This is a genomic window from Azospirillum tabaci, assembly GCF_014596085.1.
Taxonomy (GTDB): Bacteria; Pseudomonadota; Alphaproteobacteria; order Azospirillales; family Azospirillaceae; genus Azospirillum; species Azospirillum tabaci.
This window is the reverse complement of the sequence record NZ_JACCJY010000032.1, coordinates 14277-33068: the sequence shown is the minus strand read 5'-3', so window position 1 is coordinate 33068 and position 18792 is coordinate 14277. Positions and strand designations below refer to the sequence as shown.

At 67.9% G+C, this 18792-nt stretch carries 19 protein-coding genes; 12 read left to right on the top strand and 7 right to left on the bottom strand.

Features of this window, described 5'->3' with window-relative positions; genetic code table 11:
- Positions 1–50 precede the first annotated feature (50 nt).
- The gene (locus tag H0B54_RS23925; protein ID WP_188262391.1) at positions 51–3386 is read left to right on the top strand and encodes a PAS domain-containing protein; all 3336 of its coding nucleotides are present in this window, start codon (positions 51–53) and stop codon (positions 3384–3386) included.
- Positions 3387–3402: 16 nt separating this feature from the next.
- Here H0B54_RS23925 and H0B54_RS23920 read toward each other — a convergent pair whose 3' ends face one another.
- Both H0B54_RS23920 and H0B54_RS23915 read right to left on the bottom strand, forming a co-directional pair.
- A complete protein-coding gene (locus H0B54_RS23920; protein WP_188262390.1) occupies positions 3403–3930 on the bottom strand; it encodes an isopentenyl transferase family protein in 528 nt (175 codons plus the stop codon).
- 96 nt (positions 3931–4026) lie between these two features.
- Positions 4027–4311: a hypothetical protein gene (locus H0B54_RS23915; RefSeq protein ID WP_094306462.1), complete on the bottom strand. Its 285-nt coding sequence runs from the start codon at positions 4309–4311 to the stop codon at positions 4027–4029.
- 78 nt (positions 4312–4389) lie between these two features.
- On the opposite strand from H0B54_RS23915, the gene cutA reads away from it, so the two are divergent.
- Together cutA and H0B54_RS23905 are read left to right on the top strand one after the other, a co-directional pair.
- Entirely contained in the window at positions 4390–4704 is a 315-nt protein-coding gene (gene cutA, locus H0B54_RS23910) for a divalent-cation tolerance protein CutA (protein WP_188262389.1), read from the top strand.
- Positions 4705–4828: 124 nt separating this feature from the next.
- On the top strand, positions 4829–6040 hold the full coding sequence (locus tag H0B54_RS23905; protein WP_188262388.1) for an MFS transporter: 1212 nt from the start codon (positions 4829–4831) through the stop codon (positions 6038–6040).
- A gap of 4 nt (positions 6041–6044) precedes the next feature.
- Here H0B54_RS23905 and H0B54_RS23900 read toward each other — a convergent pair whose 3' ends face one another.
- From H0B54_RS23900 to H0B54_RS23885, 4 genes are all read right to left on the bottom strand, one after another.
- Entirely contained in the window at positions 6045–6698 is a 654-nt protein-coding gene (locus tag H0B54_RS23900) for an SPOR domain-containing protein (RefSeq protein WP_188262387.1), read from the bottom strand.
- Positions 6699–6868: 170 nt separating this feature from the next.
- Positions 6869–8158 carry an O-acetylhomoserine aminocarboxypropyltransferase gene (locus tag H0B54_RS23895; RefSeq protein WP_188262386.1) on the bottom strand — a complete coding sequence of 430 codons (1290 nt, stop codon included), beginning with the start codon at positions 8156–8158 and terminating at the stop codon, positions 6869–6871.
- An 18-nt stretch (positions 8159–8176) separates the two neighbouring features.
- A complete protein-coding gene (locus H0B54_RS23890) occupies positions 8177–8695 on the bottom strand; it encodes a CoA-binding protein (protein ID WP_188262385.1) in 519 nt (172 codons plus the stop codon).
- Entirely contained in the window at positions 8692–9498 is an 807-nt protein-coding gene (locus tag H0B54_RS23885) for an enoyl-CoA hydratase (RefSeq protein ID WP_188262384.1), read from the bottom strand. The genes H0B54_RS23890 and H0B54_RS23885 overlap by 4 nt, the downstream gene beginning before the upstream one ends.
- A 260-nt stretch (positions 9499–9758) precedes the next feature.
- Here H0B54_RS23885 and H0B54_RS23880 point away from each other — a divergent pair, with 260 nt between their 5' ends.
- The 6 genes from H0B54_RS23880 (at position 9759) to H0B54_RS23855 (ending at position 13920) form a co-directional block, all read left to right on the top strand.
- The gene (locus tag H0B54_RS23880) at positions 9759–10238 is read left to right on the top strand and encodes a PaaI family thioesterase (RefSeq protein ID WP_188262383.1); all 480 of its coding nucleotides are present in this window, start codon (positions 9759–9761) and stop codon (positions 10236–10238) included.
- 187 nt (positions 10239–10425) lie between these two features.
- On the top strand, positions 10426–10890 hold the full coding sequence (rplM, locus tag H0B54_RS23875) for a 50S ribosomal protein L13 (RefSeq protein WP_014240247.1): 465 nt from the start codon (positions 10426–10428) through the stop codon (positions 10888–10890).
- A 4-nt stretch (positions 10891–10894) separates the two neighbouring features.
- Positions 10895–11377 (top strand): 30S ribosomal protein S9, encoded by a 483-nt coding sequence (rpsI, locus tag H0B54_RS23870; protein ID WP_014240248.1) that lies wholly within the window; start codon positions 10895–10897, stop codon positions 11375–11377.
- Positions 11378–11512: 135 nt separating this feature from the next.
- Entirely contained in the window at positions 11513–12565 is a 1053-nt protein-coding gene (gene argC / locus H0B54_RS23865) for an N-acetyl-gamma-glutamyl-phosphate reductase (protein WP_014240249.1), read from the top strand.
- Between the two features lie 35 nt (positions 12566–12600).
- Entirely contained in the window at positions 12601–13119 is a 519-nt protein-coding gene (locus tag H0B54_RS23860) for a gamma carbonic anhydrase family protein (protein WP_094306453.1), read from the top strand.
- Between the two features lie 213 nt (positions 13120–13332).
- Positions 13333–13920, top strand: a complete 588-nt coding sequence (locus H0B54_RS23855; RefSeq protein WP_188262382.1) for an OmpA family protein — start codon at positions 13333–13335, stop codon at positions 13918–13920.
- A 197-nt stretch (positions 13921–14117) separates the two neighbouring features.
- Here the strand turns inward: H0B54_RS23855 and H0B54_RS23850 are convergent, their stop codons facing one another.
- Complete coding sequence (locus H0B54_RS23850; RefSeq protein WP_094306452.1) at positions 14118–15917, bottom strand: PHA/PHB synthase family protein; 1800 nt, start codon at positions 15915–15917, stop codon at positions 14118–14120.
- A gap of 233 nt (positions 15918–16150) precedes the next feature.
- On the opposite strand from H0B54_RS23850, the gene H0B54_RS23845 reads away from it, so the two are divergent.
- The 3 genes from H0B54_RS23845 to H0B54_RS23835 all read left to right on the top strand — a co-directional run bounded on the left by H0B54_RS23845 (position 16151) and on the right by H0B54_RS23835 (position 18717).
- The gene (locus tag H0B54_RS23845; protein ID WP_188262381.1) at positions 16151–16546 is read left to right on the top strand and encodes a hypothetical protein; all 396 of its coding nucleotides are present in this window, start codon (positions 16151–16153) and stop codon (positions 16544–16546) included.
- Positions 16547–16945: 399 nt separating this feature from the next.
- Entirely contained in the window at positions 16946–17374 is a 429-nt protein-coding gene (locus H0B54_RS23840; protein WP_188262420.1) for a MarR family winged helix-turn-helix transcriptional regulator, read from the top strand.
- On the top strand, positions 17371–18717 hold the full coding sequence (locus H0B54_RS23835; RefSeq protein ID WP_188262380.1) for a multidrug effflux MFS transporter: 1347 nt from the start codon (positions 17371–17373) through the stop codon (positions 18715–18717). The genes H0B54_RS23840 and H0B54_RS23835 overlap by 4 nt, the downstream gene beginning before the upstream one ends.
- The last annotated feature ends 75 nt before the right edge of the window (positions 18718–18792 follow it).

The following is an 18792-nucleotide window of genomic DNA, read 5'->3' as shown; positions in this document are numbered from 1 at the left end:
TCGAGCATCGCGCACGGTCACACGGAACCATTTTCCGAAAGCCGCCTTGCATGAGTCTTCTTCACCGTCTGTTGCTGCTCGTCCTCGTGGCGATGATTCCGGCGGCCGTCATCGAGGTGAAGAACGAACTGTCTCTGCGCGCCGCGCGAGAGGTGGAGGTGGGGCGCGATGCCCTGCACCTCGCCGCGCTGTTCGAAGCCGAGCAGCACCGCATGATCGACGGGCTGCGGCAGGTGCTGAACACGCTGGTGAGGGCAGAGGCGGCGCGTGCGCCCGGATCCCCGGCCTGTCAGGCGTTGATGGACGACCTGGGCGCGTCGTATCCCGGGCATCTCGGCATCGTGATCGCCGGGCTGGACGGGGTGGTGCGCTGCGCGACCGATCGCGCCTCGCTGGGGATTTCCATCGCCGACAGCAACCATTTCCGTGACGCGCTGGACAGCGGCCGGATGACCCTGGGCGAGCATGTCTTCCGCCGCACGGACGGACACTCCGCCATGCCCGTCTCGCTGGCCTTCAAGGACGAGGAGGGCCGGGCGGCGGGTGTGGTGACGGCGATGACCGACATCTCCTGGGTCGCCGACTTCCTGTCCAAGCGGCCGCTGTCCGACGACGCGCGGATCACGCTGGTGGACCGTCGGGATCGGGTGGTCGCCCAGGTGCCGCCCCTGCCGAACCGGGAGGTCGGCGGCGGTGCGCTGTCCCATTCGGTCATCGCTCTGCTGTCCCGCGACGCTCCTGGCGTCGCCGAGGTGATTGGACAGGACGGGCGGCCACTCATCGTTGCCTATCAACCGACCGGGCACAGTCTGGACGGCGTCGGCGTCGTCGTCTGCCTCGACAAAGGCGAGGCGCTGGGGCCGATCCACGGCGCGATGGTTCAGGCGATGACGGGCATCGCCACCCTGCTGCTGCTGACTCTGATCACCGTCTGGTGGGGCGCCAACCGGTTCCTGCGGCGGCCCGTGGCGGCGCTGGTCGCGACGGCGGAGCGCTGGAAAGGCGGCGACCTGACGGCGCGCAGCGGCGTGGCGGGGCAGTCGTCCGAACTCGGCACGCTGGCCCGCGCCTTCGACGGCATGGCCGAAGAACTGGCCCGCCAGCAGCAGATCCGCGAGCAGGCCAACGCGCTGGCCCACAAGACGGCCGCCGTTCTGGGCAGCATCACCGACGGCGTGTTCGAGGTGGATCGCCATTGGCGCTTCACCTTCATCAATGAGCGCGCCCGGATGATGATCGCCGGCGGACGCGACCTGATCGGCGAGGATCTGTGGGATGTTTTTCCGGAAGCCGCCGCCAGTGCCTTCGGCGAGAACTACCGCCGCGCCATGCGGGATCAGACGCCCGTCGAGTTCGAGGAGTATTGCACGGCCTACGAATCGTGGTTCGCCGTGCGCGCCTTCCCGTCGCCGGACGGGCTGGCCGTCTTCTTCCAGGACACGACCGCCCGCAAGTGGGGGGAAGCGGCGTTGGTTTCGGCCAACCGGGAAAAGAACGCGCTGCTGGCGCAGTTGAACAGCCTGCTGCAGAACGCGCCGGTCGGTTTCGCCTTCTTCGACCGCGAGCGCCGCTACATCCGCATCAACGAGCAGTTGGCGGATTGCAACGGCATCCTGGCCGATGCCCATATGGGGCGCACGCTGGCTGACCTGATCCCCGTCGTGGGCGCCAGCGTCGAGCCGCTGATCGACCGGGTGTTCGCCACCGGCGAGCCGATTCCCTACCGGGAGATCGTGGGAGAGACGCCCAAGGAGCTGGGCGTGACGCGCCACTGGTTGACCGCTCTGTTCCCCGTGCATGAGGGGATGGAGGTGGCGGCGGTCGGCGCCGTCGTGATGGAGGTCACCGATTTACGCCGGGCCGAGACGGCGCGCCGCCAAAGCGACGAACGGTTCCGGTCGGTCTTCGAACTGGCCGCGGTGGGCATCGAGCGGGTGGGGTTGGATGGCCGCATTCTCGACGTCAACGCCAAGATCTGCGACATCGTCGGCTACCCGCGGGAGGAGTTGCTGAGGCGAACCTACCGCGACATCACCGACCCCGCGGATCTGCCGGCGGAGGAACAGCTGATCGAGCGGCTGCTGTCCGGGGAACTGGCCAGCTACGCCCTGGAAAAGCGCTACCGCCGCAAGGACGGCGGGGCGGTGTGGGTGCGGGTGACCTCGTCGCTCGCCCGGATCACCGGCACGGAGCCGGCCTATCGCATCACCGTCGCCGAGGACATCACCGAGCGCAAGGCGATGGAGGCCGAACTGCGTTCCGCCCGCGACGAGGCGGAGCGCGCCAACCTCGCCAAGTCGAAGTTCCTGGCGGCGGCCAGCCACGATCTGCGCCAGCCGCTCCAGTCGCTGTTCTTCTTCGCCGCCGCCCTGTCGGCCCATGTCGGGTCCCCCGCGGGCACCAAGGTCCTGACCCATCTGGAGCAGGGTCTGGATGCGCTGAAGGGGCTTCTGGACAGTCTGCTCGACGTGTCGCGCCTCGACGCCGGGGTGGTGACGCCGGTGTTCGAGGATTTCGACGTGGCTGAAGTGCTGGACCCGATCCGCGCCGCCTACGCACCGGTCGCCGCCGGCAAGGGCATCGGCTGGCAGGTGGAGGTCGGCACCGGTCGGGTGCGCAGCGACCGCACGCTGCTGGGCCGGCTGCTGCGCAATCTGGTCGAGAACGCCATCCGTTACACCGACAGCGGGCTGGTGCGGGTGCAGTGCCGACCGGACGGGCGCTTCCTGTCCATCGTCGTCCAGGACACCGGCATGGGCATTCCCGACGACCATCTGGAGCGGATCTTCGAGGAGTTCCATCAGGTCGGCAACCCGGAGCGCGACCGCAACCAGGGCCTCGGCCTCGGCCTCGCCATCGTGCGGCGCCTGTCGCGGCTGCTCGATCATCCGGTGGAGGTGCGTTCCGCGGTGGGCAAGGGCTCGGCCTTCCGGGTGCTGGTGCCGATCGGCGAAACGGTGGTGACCGCTGCCGCGGCGGCGGGGAATGGGGCGCCGGGGAGGGGGCAGGGCCGACTTGCCGTGCTGGTGGACGACGACGCCATCGTGCTGATGGGCCTTCAGCTGATCCTGACGGAGTGGGGCTATGCGGTGCTGGCGGCGGGCAGCGCCGATCAGGCGATGGAGCGGCTGGCGTCCCAGACCCGCGTCCCCGACATCGTGATCGCCGATTACCGGCTGCGCGAGGGGCGGATCGGGACCGAGGTGATCCTGCGCGTGCGCGAGCGATACGGCGCCGGGGTTCCCGGGGTGATCCTGACCGGGGAGACAGGACCGGACTGCCTGCTGGACGCCACCGCCCACGGGCTGACGGTCATCCACAAGCCGGTCACCCCCCGTGAACTGGCGGAGGCGGTGGACCAGCAGTTGAAGGCCGTGCCGGCGTGAGACGGGCGCCGCGGCCTTATCGCGTGAGGCCCCAGCGCCGGTACCACGCGTTCAGGTCGCGTGCGGAGCTGATCCGGATTTTCGGCAGGTCGGCCTGATCGAAGGTCCGCAGGTTTCGCGCCCGGTTTCTCGGGGTGGTGACGGCGATGTGGCGGATCATCTCCCACTTGATGCTGTCACGGCGGCCCTCCAGCGCGCCGCGCCGCTCCCGCTCGAACAGGGTCCGGCGGAAGTAGCGCAGCAGGCTGAGCGGCATGGGCACGTCCAGGTAGATCAGGCCCGTCGCCCGCTGGAAGCGCTGCGGAATGCAGCGTGAGTAGTTTCCCTCCATGACCCAGCGCTCGCCGGCGATGGCCGCGTCGTGCAGGGCGATGAATTCTTCGGTCAGCCGCGGCTGCCAATCCGTGTTGGGGGCGTGATACAGCCGGTCGAGGTGGACGACCGGAAAGCCGTGCTGCCGCGCGATCGCTTCGGCAAGCGTGGATTTTCCGCTGTTGGACGGCCCGAGAATGCAAATGCGGTGGCCGAGGTCGGAAAGCTGCATGGATCAATACCGTCACGAAACGAAGCCCGGTTCGGCCGCGAGCCCTCGCGGACCGCAACATGGTGCGCATGGTGTGGAGCGTCACCCGTCCGGCGGTCACTCCGCCTGGGCGAGTTCCTTCGCGGCGGGGCGGGGGGCGAGGGCGGCGCGGCCGGTGTCGGTCAGGCGGCAGACCAGCCAGTCGGGCTTCAGCGGGTTGTGGAACCAGCGCTCCGCCCAGCCGGACTTCAGGCAGCTTTCGATGGTCTGGCGCTTGACGCGCTGGCCGTCGCCGTCGAACAGGGGCAGCTTGCCGCCGGGCTGGTCCAGGCCGTTGCGCAGCCACGCCGCCTGCGCCTCGGTGGGGCGTCGTCGGGACGTGGTGCGTCGGGGTGCGGCCATGGTTCGTCGCCTCGGAAGATGTTGCGGCCCGGCGGCCTGTGGCAAGATTCGGGCATCCTACATCGAAAGGGTTCGGTCATGGAATTCGTCTTCGCCTACATCACCGCCGGATCGCGGGAGGAGGCCCGGCGCATCGGCCGCGCGCTGGTCGAGGAGCGGCTGGCGGCCTGCGCCAACATCCTGGACGGCATGACCTCCATCTACCGCTGGCAGGGCGCCATCGAGGAAGCCAGCGAGACGGTGCTGATCGCCAAGACGCGGGCGGAGTTGTTCGACCGGCTGGCCTTGCGGGTGCGGGAGTTGCATGGCTACGAGGTGCCCTGCGTGGTCGAACTGAGGGTGGGGCGCGGTAATCCGGCCTATCTGGATTGGCTGCGCGACGAGACCGCCTAAACTCCCCCGATGGCAGCAGCCGCATGCCGGCCATGCCGGGGGCGCATTGGACCGCCTCCGACCCGCGTGCCAGTTTCGCAAGGGTTGCTTTCAACCGCAAATCATCCGGATGCGGAGAATTTCCATGACCGACACATCGGCGCGGCTGTCGATCGGCTTTTCCTGGGTCGGCCACGCGCTGATGCACATCGTGTCGGCCCTGTTCCTGACGGTCGTCCTGGCGCTGGAGCGGGAATGGAAGCTGCCTTACGACGAGCTGATCCGGCTGTGGACCCTGGGCGCGCTGATGATCGGCGTCGGCGCGCCGCTGGCCGGCTGGCTGGGCGACCGCTGGAGCGAGTGCCGGATGATGGCGGTCTTCTTCCTGCTGACCGGAGCGGGGACCATCGCCTGCGGCCTGACCGACGGTCCGGAGGCGCTGCTGTGGGCGCTGGCGGTGCTCGGGCTCGGCTCCTCCATCTACCACCCGGTGGGCATGGCCTGGATGGTCAAGAACGCCACCAACCGCGGCAAGGCGCTGGGCTACCAGGGCATCTTCGGCACCATCGGCATCGCCTCGGCGGCGGTGGTGGCCGGCGGCCTGACCGAATGGCTGGGTTGGCGCTCCGCCTTCCTGATCCCGGGGGCGGTCTGCCTGGGGCTGGGCGTCGTGCTGGCCCTGCTGATCGCCATGGGCAAGGTCGAGGACCGCCAGGGCGACGTGAAGCCGATCCCCAAAGCGTCGCGCGGCGATGTGATCCGCGCCTTCTTCGTGCTGTCGGTGACGATGGTCTGCGCCGGGCTGATGTTCAACGCCATGCAGGTGGTGCTGCCCAAGCTGTTCGAGGCGCGGCTGAGCGACCTGCTGGGCGGCAGCACGCTGGGCGTCGGCGGCGTGGTGACGGCGGTCTATCTGTTCGCCGCCCTGCCGCAGCTCATCGGCGGGCATCTGGCGGACAAGTACCCGCTGAAGCGCATCTACACCCTGTGCCTGCTGGTCCAGGTGCCGATGATGGCGGCGGTGGCGGTCCTGGCCGACCTGCCGCTGGTCGGTGCAGCGGCGCTGGTCGTCGTCGCCTCGCAGGTGCAGATCCCGGCGGAGAACCTTCTGCTCGCCCGCTACACGCCGGAGAAGCACCGCGGGCTGGCCTATGGCGCCAAGTTCATCCTGTCCTTCGGCGCCGGCCCGCTGGCCGTGCAGCTCGTCGCCCTGGTTTATGAGCGGACGGGCGAGTTCGTCATGCTCTACATCACGCTGTCGGTTCTGGCACTGGTCGCCTTCGCGGCGGCGCTGCTGCTGCCGCGCGACCGCGACGCTCCGGCCAAGCCCGCCGCGGCCCCGATGGCGGCGGAGTGAGGGCTCACATTCTGTCCGGAAGGCTGGGGTAGGGCGCGTCGCCGGGCAGATCGGCGACCACCGTCCGCCCAGGCCAGGTCAGGAGCCACGCGTCGCCGACTCCGGCGGCGCGGATCTCGGCCAGACGGCGCAAGGCGGTCGGGCGGTCCTCCGGCGGCAGGACAAGCCGGTGGATGCGCCGGCCCTGCACGTCGGCCGCCACGATGTCGGCCTCCGGATGGCCCAGCCGTGCGCGCTGGGCTTCGGCCTGCCCACGCTTGGAAAAGCTGCCCGCCACCACGAGGAAGCGCCGTTGGGTGGGGCGCGACATCGCGGCGATCTCCACCTCCGCCGTCACGGGAAGCGGCGCGGGTGGTGGCGGGGCGGGCGCGGGTGACGGTTGCGTTTCCGGAAGGGGGACCGGCACGCTCTCGGCGCTGCGGACCACCGGCACGATCACCGGCTTGCAGACATAGCCCTGGGTCAGGACGCGGAAGGTTGCGCAATCCTGCTGCAGCATGGCCGACAGCATATGGTCGGTGCTGCTCTTGTTGGTGCCGACATACAGCATCCCGTCCACCGCGAAGGACGCGGCGGTCATCGCCACCGGCGCGCCCGCGCAGCCGCCCAGCCCCACCAGCGCGGCCGCCGCCACTCCCCGCCTGAGCCGTCCGCTCATGCCCCGCTTCCCCGCCCTGTTCGTGTCCCCATCCTTCTTGTGTCAGGGTCGGTGCTATGACCTGCGGAGGTCAATGGAACGGCCAGTGCTCAGCCCTTCGCGCCATGCCTACCTCCTATGGGGCATCCTTCCGCCCGCCGGATGCCGGGGCGGGCGGAAGGATACCGGCATCAGGCGGCGGACAGCGCCCGGTCGAGGTCGGCGATGATGTCCTCCACGCTCTCCAGGCCGATGGACAGGCGCAGCACGTCCGGACCGGCGCCGGCCTGGGCCTGGCCTTCCGGCGACAGCTGGCGGTGCGTGGTCGAGGAGGGGTGGATGATCAGCGAGCGGCTGTCGCCGATGTTGGCGAGATGGCTGAGGAGCTGGACGTTCTCCACCACCTTCACGCCGGCGTCGAAGCCGCCCTTGACGCCGAAGGTCAGCACGGCGCCGGCCCCCTTGGGCAGGTACTTCCTGGCGAGCGCGTGATACTTGGATGATTCCAGCCCAGCGTAGCTGACCCAGCCCACCGCCGGATGGCTCTCCAGGAACTGCGCGACCTTCAGGGCGCTGTCGCTGTGGCGCTGCATGCGCAGCGGCAGCGTCTCGATGCCGTTCAGCGTCAGGAAGGCGTTCAGCGGCGCCTGGCTCGGCCCGAGGTCGCGCAGACCGACGGCGTGGCCGTGGATGGTGAAGGCCAGATGACCGAAGGTCTCCTGGAACTTCAGCCCGTGATAGCCGGCGTCCGGTTCCGACAGGGCGGGGAACTTGCTGGACTTGCCCCAGTCGAAGGTGCCGCTGTCGACGACCACGCCGCCGACCGAGGTGCCATTGCCCGACAGGAACTTCGTCGTGGAGTGCACGACCAGCGTGGCGCCCCACTGGATCGGGTTGATCAGGTACGGCGTCGCCAGCGTGTTGTCGACGATCAGCGGAATGCCGGCCTCGTCGGCGATCTTCGCGATGGCCTCCAGGTCGGTGACCACGCCGCCGGGGTTGGCGAGGCTTTCCACGAAGATGGCCTTGGTCTTCGCGGTGATGGCGGCGCGGACGTTCTCCGGCTGGTCGGTGTCCACGAAGACGGACTTCCAACCAAAGGCGCGCGGGAAGCTGGTGCCGAGCTGGTTGAGCGTGCCGCCGTAAAGCTTGCGCGAGGCGACGATCTCGTCCCCCGGCTCCATCAACGGGAACAGGGCGAGCAGCTGCGCGGCGTGGCCGGAGGAGGTGGCCGTGGCCCCCGCGCCGCCTTCCAGATTGGCGAGCCGCTCCTCCAGCACCGACACGGTCGGGTTGGTCAGGCGGGAATAGATGAAGCCGACCTTCTGGAGGTTGAACAGCGAGGCCGCGTCGTCCACGTCGTCGAAGACGAAGCTGGTCGTCTGGTAGATCGGCGTCTGGCGCGCCCCGGTGGCGGGGTCGGGGGCGGCGCCGGCGTGGATGGCGCGGGTCTCGAAACCGAAGGACTTCTGCTCGCTCATGATGGCTTCCTCTGCTTTTTACATCAGTTTTTTGAAGGATTTGGCCGGTGCGGCCTTCTTGGACGTCAGGATGTTGGAGTTGACGCCGATGCGCCCGATCTCGTGGAACAGGCGCTGAAGCTCGATCTTGGGACAGCGGTTCATGACCACGGTCAGCCCCGCCGCCTCGGCCCGCGCCGCCGCCTCGTCGTTGCGCACGCCGAGCTGCATCCACACCACCTTGGCGCCGATGGCGATGGCCTCGTCCGTCACGCCTCCGGCGGCGGCGGCGTTGCGGAAGACGTCCACCATGTCCGGCGGCTCCGGCAGCTCCGACAGGCTGGCGTAGACCCGCTCGCCGAGGATGGTCTGGCCGGCCAGCTTCGGGTTGACGGGGATGACCCGGTAGCTCTTGTCGCGCAGGTATTTCAGCACGATGAAGCTGGCCTTCACCGGGTCGTTCGACGCGCCGACCAGGGCGATGGTCTTCACCCGGTCCAGGACTTGGCGGATGAACTCATCGCTGTAGCCGTCGTGCGAAGGGGAGGGGCCGCTCATTGGCCGCACCACACCGGGGGGCGCTTCTGCAGGAAGGCGTCGATGCCCTCCTCGGCGTCGCGGGCCAGCATGTTCTCGGTCATCACGCGGGCGGCGTAGGCGTAGGCCTCCTCCACGTCCAGCTCGATCTGGCGGTAGAAGGCTTCCTTCCCGATGGCGAGCGTCAGCGGCGACTTCGCGGCGATCTTGCCGGCGGCCTCCGCCACCACGGCGTCGAGCTGGTCGGCCGGCACCGCGCGGTTGACGAGGCCGATGCGCGCTGCCTCGTCGGCGCCGATCAGGTCGCCGAGCAGCAGCATCTCCATGGCCGCCTTGCGCCCCACGGCGCGGCTCAGCGCCACCATCGGGGTGGAGCAGAACAGGCCGATGTTCACGCCCGGCGTGGCGAATCGCGCCTTGTCGGCGCAATAGGCGAGGTCGCAGGTGGCGACGAGCTGGCAACCCGCCGCCGTGGCGATGCCGTGGACCTTGGCGATCACCGGCTGGCGGAGCCGGCTGACCGTCAGCATCAGTTTGGAGCACTGGACGAACAGCGACTCATAGGCCGCGCGGTCCGGGTTGGCGCGCATCTCCTTCAGGTCGTGCCCGGCGCAGAAGGCCGGCCCGGCCCCGGCCAGCACCACGGCGCGGACCGCGGGGTCCTGGTGAATGGCGTCCAGCTCCGCCTGCAGCGCGCCCATCAGCCCGACGGACAAGGCGTTGCGCGCCTGCGGGCGGTTCAGCGTCAGGGTGGCGACCCCGTCGCGGTCCTCGCGGAGAACCAGCGGCGCGGAGTCGCCGATGAGGGGCGGGGTGTCGTTCATCGCTGTCCAATCCTCCCGGATGTTTTGATCGTTGGCGGGAACAGTACCCCGACCGCCCCCGCCACGGAACCGGGCGTGTGGTCCGCCCATCTAACGGTGCCGCCACGGACAACTCAACCAATTTGTTGATTGAAATAGTAGATTTAATTCCGGTTGGCTCCGGGTGACTGTGTGAAATTGGCGGCGGTGCGAGGCGCTTGGCGGGGCGGACGATGTTCGCCATGATCGGATGACCACAAGAAAAAACCATGGGTGAGGGAATGAGCGCGCCGGTCGTGTCCGCCGAGGAACTGGAAGCCCTGATTCGCGAGGGTGTGCCGCTGGTCGGCAATTATGGAATCACCATCGAGCAGCTCGGCGCCGGGACCGTGCGCATGAAGCTGCCCTACAACGACAGCTTCGTCCGTCCCGGCGGCACGGTGACCGGGCCGGCGATGTTCGGTCTGGCCGACGTGGCGCTCTACGCCGCCGTGCTCAGCCTGATCGGGCGGGTGGAACTGGCGGTGACCACCAGCATGACCATCAACTTCCTGCGCCGTCCGGCGCCGGTCGCCATCACCGCCGACTGCCGGATCCTGAAGATGGGCAAGCGGCTGGCTTACGGCGAGGTCCTGCTGTTCTCCGAGGGCGACCCGGAGCCCGTCGCCCACGTCACCGGCACCTACTCGATTCCGCCGCACGACCCGGTGACGCTCGCGGTATCGGGATACCAGGATCCGGAAAGCTCCGGAAAACACTAATGATATCAATGGCTTTGCTTTCGCGGTAAAATGATACCGCGGCCTTAGGTCGTTGATATGGAATGGATATTTTTCCGTTGACAGAGCCCCCGTGCGCTGCGTACAACACCGGCCGCTTCGGCGCCCCGGGGATTGAACGTCCAGTTTCGGTGGCCCGTCGATCCACGTTTAGTCAACGAGTGTGGCGATGAAGACCTTCAATCTGAAGCCGACCGACATCGAGAAGAAGTGGTACGTCGTCGATGCCGACGGCCTCGTTCTCGGCCGGCTTGCCAGCATCCTGGCGAACATCCTGCGCGGCAAGAACAAGCCGACCTTCACCCCGCACATGGATTGCGGCGACCATGTCGTCGTGATCAACGCGGAGAAGGTCAAGCTGACCGGCAACAAGCGCCAGGACGACATCTTCTACTGGCACACCGGTTATCCGGGCGGCATCAAGGGCCGTTCCAAGGGCCAGATCCTGGACGGCAAGTACCCGGAGCGCGTGATCGAGAAGGCCGTGGAGCGCATGGTTCCGCGCGGTCCGCTCGGCCGCAAGGTGATGACCCACCTGAAGGTCTACAAGGGCGCCGCCCACCCGCACGAGGCGCAGCAGCCGGTCGCTCTCGACGTTGCGGCCATGAACCCGAAGAATAAGCGGAGCGCGTAATCCAATGGCTCAGGTTACCACCACCCTTTCCGGCCTGAAGGACATCGCTGCCGCTCCGGCCGCCGCCTCCGCCGAAGTGGTCGCCCCGAAGCTGGACGCCCAGGGCCGCGCCTACGCCACCGGCAAGCGCAAGGACGCCGTCGCCCGCGTGTGGATCAAGCCGGGCTCCGGCAAGATCGTCATCAACGGCCGCGACCAGGAAGTCTACTTCGCCCGCCCGGTGCTGCGCATGATGATCGCCCAGCCCTTCGGCATCACCGACCGCGCCGACCAGTTCGACGTGATGGTCACGGTGGCCGGCGGTGGTCTGTCCGGCCAGGCCGGTGCGGTCCGTCACGGCATCTCCAAGGCGCTGACCTACTTCGAGCCGGCGCTCCGTCCGCCGCTGAAGGCCGCCGGCTTCCTGACCCGCGACGCCCGCGTCGTCGAGCGTAAGAAGTACGGCAAGGCCAAGGCCCGCCGTAGCTTCCAGTTCTCGAAGCGCTAAAGCCTACCGCGGACCCGCGTTACTGCTGTACAAGCGAGGGGCGTCCCGACGGGACGCCCCTTTCTTGTTTCAGGTCTGCTTCACTTCTCTTCACCGTTCCGTGCCCATCCCCGTGCGTCAAAAGGAACAGCGTCCATGGCCAACAGCACTTCCCCCATCCGCGTCGGCATTCTCGGTGCGTCCGGTTACACCGGCGCCGAGCTGGTGCGCATGCTTCTCCGCCATCCCGGCGTGGAGATCTGCGCGCTGACGGCCGAGCGACAGGCGGGGAAGCCCATGGCGGAGGTGTTCCCGCATCTGGGCCAGTTCAACCTGCCCGGCCTCGTGAAGATCGAGGAGGTCGCCTGGGACAAGCTGGACGCCGTCTTCTGCGCCCTGCCGCACGGCACCACGCAGGAGGTCATCGCCGGCCTGCCGCGCCACATCAAGGTGGTGGACCTGTCCGCCGACTTCCGCCTGTCCGACCCCGCCGAATACGCCACCTGGTACGGGCATGAGCACCGCGCCGTGGAGCTTCAGAAGGAGGTCGCCTACGGGCTGACCGAGTTCAACCGGCAGGGCGTGCGCAAGGCGCGCGTGGTCGCCAACCCCGGCTGCTACCCCACCTGCTCGCTGCTGGCCCTGCTGCCGCTGCTGATGGACGAGATGATCGAGCCGGGCGGGATCGTGATCGACGCCAAGTCGGGCGTCTCCGGCGCCGGGCGCGACGCCAAGCAGCAGAACCTTTTCACCGAGGTGTCGGAGGGCTTCAACGCCTACGGCGTCGGCCACCACCGCCACATGCCGGAGATCGAGCAGGAGCTGCGGCTGGCCGCCGGGCGTCCGGTGACGGTCAGCTTCACGCCGCACCTCGTCCCGATGAACCGCGGCATGATGGCGACGATCTACGTCCGCATGGCCGACGGGGTCACCGCCGACGACCTGCGCGCGACGCTGACCGCGCGTTACGAATCGGAGCCTTTCGTGAACGTCACGGCGGCGGGCATCGCCCCGGCGACCCGCCACGTCCGCGCCTCCAACCAGGCGCTGATCGGCGTCTTCCCCGACCGCACCCCGCGCGGCGCCATCATCGTGTCGGTCATCGACAATCTGGTGAAGGGCGCCTCCGGCCAAGCCATCCAGAACATGAACGTCATGTTCGGGCTGGGCGAGACGACCGGGCTGGAGCAGGCCCCGCTGTTCCCGTGACCGAAGAGAAACAGCCTGAGGAAAAGTTGCCTGCGATGTCCGGCCTGATATTGCCCTTCCAGGGCACGCATCCGAAGATCGACCCGAGCGTCTATGTGGCGCCGACGGCCTCGGTCATCGGCGACGTGGAGATCGGGCCGGGCAGCAGTGTCTGGTTCGGCTGCACGATCCGCGGCGACGTGAACGAGATCCGAATCGGTGCCCGGACCAACATCCAGGACGGCACCGTCATCCACGTCGCTTCGGCGGGGCAGGGGACCTACATCGGTGACGACGTGTCGATCGGCCACATGGCCCTGCTGCACGCCTGCACGCTGGAGAGCGGTTGCTTCATCGGCATGCAGGCCTGCGTCATGGACGGAGCTTACGTCGAGTCGGGGGCCATGGTGGCCGCCGGGGCCCTGGTGACCCCTGGGAAGCGTGTGGCAGCGGGGCAACTTTGGGCCGGAAGTCCTGCAAGACCCGTGCGTGCACTAACGGAAAAGGACACATCTTTCTTCCCGGTAAACGTCCGGAACTACGTGCGGCTTGCTCAAATCTACAGAGAGGGCTAATACCTCTTTAGTGCGTCGCAGCACTGTGGCATACTAGCAACAGTGACACCGGCACGAAACGTGTAGGACTTCCGGAGGGTATGTTTGTACGTGGACAAACCCCACATGTTTCGCGTTTTGTCACGTTACATGCACGCGATATGTCCTATCGTTTGTGCGATTCGTCCTCCGCGAACCAAGCGGTAGGGAGTGTGTCTCTAAGGGAGTGGAGAAATGAACAGCTTCTTCCGCGCTACCATGGCCGTCGTGCCGGCCGCCGTCGTCGCTTTCGGCCTGACCGCCGGGGCTCAGGCCCAGAGCGCCGACACCGCCGAGTGGTGCAACCCGGTCATCGGCTGGAACAACACCCCGGTCCGCACGGCGGATGGCGGCTACGCCACCCACCAGGGCAGCTTCAAGTGCCCGCCGGCCGCCGCTCCGGCGGTTGCCCCGGCCCCGGCCGCCCGCGCCCAGACCGAATACCTCGTGTTCTTCGACTGGGATAAGGCCAACGTCACCCCGGCCGCCGATCGCGTGATCGGCGATGCGGCCGCCGCCATCGGCAAGGGCGCCAACGCCCGCGTCCATGTCGTCGGCCACACCGACACCTCGGGTTCGCCGGCCTACAACCAGCGTCTGTCGGTGCGTCGCGCCGAGGCGGTGAAGCAGGCCCTCGTCTCCAAGGGCATCGCCGCCGGCGCCATCACCACCGAGGGCAAGGGCGAGAGCCAGCTCCTGGTGCAGACCGGCCCGAACGTCCGCGAGCCGTCCAACCGTCGTGCGCAGATCCTGCCGCGCGGTGCGAACGCCCCGTCGTCGTAAGGCGCAGGTTCCCTTTCGGGACACGAGCCCCGGACCTTGGTCCGGGGCTTTTGCCTGATGACGGAATTCGCCGGATAAAGGAAAAGGCCCCGGACCATTGTCCGGGGCCTTTTCTTATGGACCGCGTCCTACCGAGCTGTCGCGTCGACGGCTCTGGGGATCCGGAGAGTGGCGGACCGCTCCCCGGACGAAGGACTTCAGACGATGCGCACCTTGGCGTAGGAGCCGGGGGCGTCTTCCAGAACGGGCAGGCCGCCCTTCTCCGGATTGCGCGCCGGGACCTTGCCTTCGGAGAAGGTGGAGACCCAGTTGTTCCACTCCGGCCACCAGGAGCCGGGGGTCTGCTCCGACGACGCCAGCCAGTCGTCCGAGGCCTTCGGCAGCTTGGCGTTGGTCCAGTAGCAATACTTCCCCGCGGCCGGCGGGTTCACCACGCCGGCGATGTGGCCGGACGCCGCCAGCACGAACTTCACCGGGCCGGAGAAGAGGTGAGCGCCCATGTAGGTGGACTTCCACGGCGCGATGTGGTCCTCGCGGGCCGACAGGAAGAAGGAAGGGGTCTTCACGTTGCGCAGGTCGATCGGCACGCCGCCCAGCGACACCCCGCCCGGCTGCGCCAGGAGGTTCTTCTGGTACATGTTGCGCAGGTAGAAGCTGTGCATCGCCGCCGGCATGCGGGTCGAATCGCTGTTCCAGTAGAGCAGGTCGAACGGGAACGGGTCCTTGCCGAGCAGGTAGTTGTTCACCACGAACGACCAGATCAGGTCGTTGGCGCGCAGCATGTTGAAGGTGGTCGCCATCTTCGAGCCGTCCAGGTAGCCCTGCTGGGCCATCTGGCTCTCGATCATGGTGAGCTGCTCCTCGTCGATGAAGACCGACAACTCGCCGGCTTCGGTGAAGTCGAGCATGGTGGTGAAGAAGGTGGCCGACTTGATGCGGTCGTCCTTCTTGGCCGCCATGTAGGACAGGGTGGAGGCCAGCAGCGTGCCGCCCAGGCAGTAGCCGATGGCGTTCACGTCCTTCTCGCCGGTCACCTTCTCGATGGCGTCCAGCGCGGCCAGCACGCCTTCGAACATGTAGTCTTCGAAGCCCTTCTGGGCCAGCTTCTCATCCGGGTTCACCCAGGACAGGACGAAGACGCTGTGGCCCTGGTCGACCGCCCACTTGATGAAGCTGTTCTTCTCGCGCAGATCCAGGATGTAGTACTTGTTGATCCAGGGCGGCACGATCATCAGCGGCCGCTTGTTCACCTCCGGCGTGGTCGGGGTGTACTGGATGAGCTGCATGAGGTCGGTCTGGAAGACGACCTTGCCCGGGGTGACGGCGATGTTCTTGCCGACCTGGAAGGCGTCGTAATCGGTCATGGAGATGCGCAGCTCGCCCTTGCCGCGCTCCAGATCCTTCAGCAGGTGCTCCAGGCCCTTGACGAGGTTCTCGCCGCCCGTCTCGATGGTCGTGCGCAGAACCTCCGGGTTCGTCATGACGAAGTTGGAGGGCGCCATCGCGTCGACGAACTGGCGGGTGTAGAAGTCGACCTTCTTGGCCGTGTGGTCGTCCAGCCCGTCCACCCCGTTGACCGTGGACTGCATCCACCGGGCCGACAGCAGGTAGGACTGCTTGATGAAGTCGAACAGGGTGTTCTCGTCCCAGGCCGAATCCTTGAAGCGGCGGTCGTCCTTGGCCGGGGCGATGACCGGCTGGGCCTCCTGGCCGAAGAAGCGCTGGGTGGTGCGCTGCCACAGGGTCAGGTAGTCCTGCCACAGCGTCATCTGCGCCTTCATCAGCTTGGCCGGGTCGGCCATCATGCGCGTGGTCATTTCCAGGAACGCATGGCCGACGCCCATCGGGTCGGGGTTCTTCGCGCCGACGCCGTCCGAGGCCTGACGGGACAGGAATTCGGTGACCAGCCGCTGGCTCTGCTCGGCGATGCGGGTCATCGCCCGCGACATCTCGACCGGATCGGGAAGCTTGACGTCAGGGGCCTGGTTTTCGGCCATTGGTGCGGTCCTTCTTCTTTAGGCGAGTTTTAGGCTTCAGGAGGGACGTTGTGCGGTTTATACAGTGCCTGCCGGAAGTCTGTTCGGTCGGAGTGCGTTCCGGTCCTGGCATCCCGGACAGCTTATGCCATGTCCGTTCGAGCCGGGGTCCGTCATACACCTCTCGTATGAAGATTTCATTTCGCCCACCACCGTTCAAGCGGCCGGATGGGTTCGGATGTGGGGTTCGCAGAATGGAAACGGGTATCCGACGCGGCATGGTGGCGAAGGCGGGCCGGTTGGGTCCGGCGCTGTCCGTCCTGGTTGTTCTCGCTCTGCCGGCCTGCAGCGATCGCGTGCTCGACACCGGGCTGGTCGGCGCCGTGACCGGTCGCGAGGTGCCCAGCCAGGACTCGCCGGTGCGCGGCATGTCCGGCCAGAACCGGGAATACCCCAATCTCGGCACCGTTCCGCCGCGCCCCACCGATCTGCGGACGGAAGCGCAGCGCCAGCAGGATCTGGACCGTCTGGCCCAGGACCGCGAGGCCGCCAAGACCATGCTGCCGACCCCCATGGACGTTCCCCCGCCGCCGGACATCACGCCTGGACAGCCAAGCGCCGGGAAGCCCGCTCCCGGAAAGCCCAATTGAGGGCAGGGGTGTAGCAAAAGGCGGACGCTGCCAGTAATCCGTAAGTATACCTATGCGGTGCGTCCTTCGGCCTTTGATGGCGCTCCATTGAAGGAAAGGGACGCGCCGGTCTTCGTCCGGTCGATGCGCAGTTCCGATGGCGGTGGCGCGGACCACGGAGCACCCATTGCTGCTGCCAAGATGGAAAAACTACGTCTTGCGGTGGCGGGTCCGCAACAGATTTTCATGCTGCGACTATTTGGCGCGACGGCTTCGCTTCAGCTCGGGTGGGTTTCACGGCGAGTGGAAGGACGGTGCGTGGCCATGGCGCCGCGGCATGACCGCCCTGCGCCGCCCGCGGTTGTTTGAAATTATAAGGCACCCTTACAATAAGGGATGCTTGATGAATCCCCCTTCGGAATGATCCTGATCGACTGCGCGCGGCTTCTGCGCGCGCGGTTCGACCGTGCCCTGGATGACGCCCGGCTCGGCCTCACGGCGGGGGAGGCGCGGGCACTGGTTTATGTCTGCCGCCACCCCGGCTCGCGCCAGTCGGTGCTGGCGACCCACATGTGGGTGGAGCCGATGACGCTGGTCGGCTTCCTCGACCGTCTGGAGGCCCGCGGGCTGGTGGTCCGCGAACCGGACCCGGCGGACCGCCGCGCCAAGATCGTGCGTCCGACCCCGCAGGCCGAACCGCTGGCGCTCCAGGTTCTGGAGGCCTTCCGGACGGAGCGCGAGTCGGCCATGGCCAACCTCACGGCGGAGGAGGTCGTCCTGCTCAAGGACATGCTGTCCCGCCTGCGCAACCGCATGATCGCGGACGACCGCGGCGGAGCCGGCCAATGAGCCGCGCCTCAGCGCAAAGCGACGCGCCCGCCATGACGGAGACGCGGACGGCCGTCATCGGAACGCTGATCGTCACGCTGGGGCCGCTCAGCCTCGCGCTCTACACGCCGGCCCTGCCGATGCTGGTGGAGGCGTTCCAGACCACCCCGGCGGCGTTGAAGCTGACGCTTTCCGTCTATTTCTTCGGCTTCGCCTTTTCCCAGCTCGCCTGCGGGCCGCTGTCCGACGCCTACGGGCGGCGGCCGGTCGCCCTGGCTTTCTTCGTCACCTACGTTCTGGGCAGCGTGGTGGCGGCGCTGTCGGGCAGCATCGAATGGCTGCTGGTCGGGCGGGCCCTGCAGGGCATCGGTGCGGCGGCGGGCATCGCCATTTCCCGCGCCATCGTCCGCGACCAGTTCACCGGACAGCGGTCGGCGCGCATCCTGAACCTGATCGGTTTGATGCTCGCCGTGGTGCCGGCGGTTGCGCCGACGCTGGGCGGGGTGATCCTGGGCACGGTGGGCTGGCACGCCATCTTCGTGGTGATGACGCTCTACGGCCTCGCCGTGCTGACGGTCTTCGCGCTGGGCACGGCGGAGACCAACCGGACGCGCGACCGCTCGGCGGCCCGGCCCGGCCCGGTGATCCGCAACTATCGGACCCTGTTGACCGACCGGCGCTTCATGCGGGCGGGATTGGTGCTCGGCACGACGCTGGGCGGCCTCTACACCATGGCGGCGCTGCTGCCCTTCGTGATGATCGAGCGGGTGGGGCTGAGCCCGACCGTCTTCGGCTTCGCCATGCTGCTGCAGACCGGCTCCTACACGCTGGGGGCGACCCTGGCGGGGCGGCTGCTGCGCCGGGTGGACGCGATGCGGCTGATCCCCTACGGGCTGGCCTGCGTGGCCGTGGGCGGGCTCGGCTTCGCCCTGGCGCCCCTGACCGGCGAACCGACCGTGGCGAGCGTGATGGGGCCGACCGCGATCTGGGCCTTCGGCATCGCGCTGGTGATGCCCGGCGCCACCAGCGACGCCCTGGCCGGCTTTCCCCGCATGGCCGGAGCGGCCTCGGCGTTGATCGGCTTCATGCAGATCGGCGGCGGGCTGGCCGGCACGGCGGTGGCCGCCCTGTTCGCCGATCCCTACATCGCGACGACGGCCATCATGCCGGGCCTCGCCTCGCTGTCGCTGCTGTCCTACGCGCTGCTGCGCGTGCCGGCGGCCCGGCGCGTCCACCCCGCCAAGCCCGCCCGGCCGGAGGATCTGGAGGTCGCCGTGGACCCCGCCGCCCTGGTCGGCGCCGGTGGCGAGGAGATCGAGGAGGCGCTGCACCAGCGCCGGACATCCGGCCGCAAGGGAGGCTGAAGACGGGCTTCGGCGTCCGGGATGCCTTGGGCAGCGCAGGAATGCGGCCGGACGCGAATTTTACCTCGCTTCTGA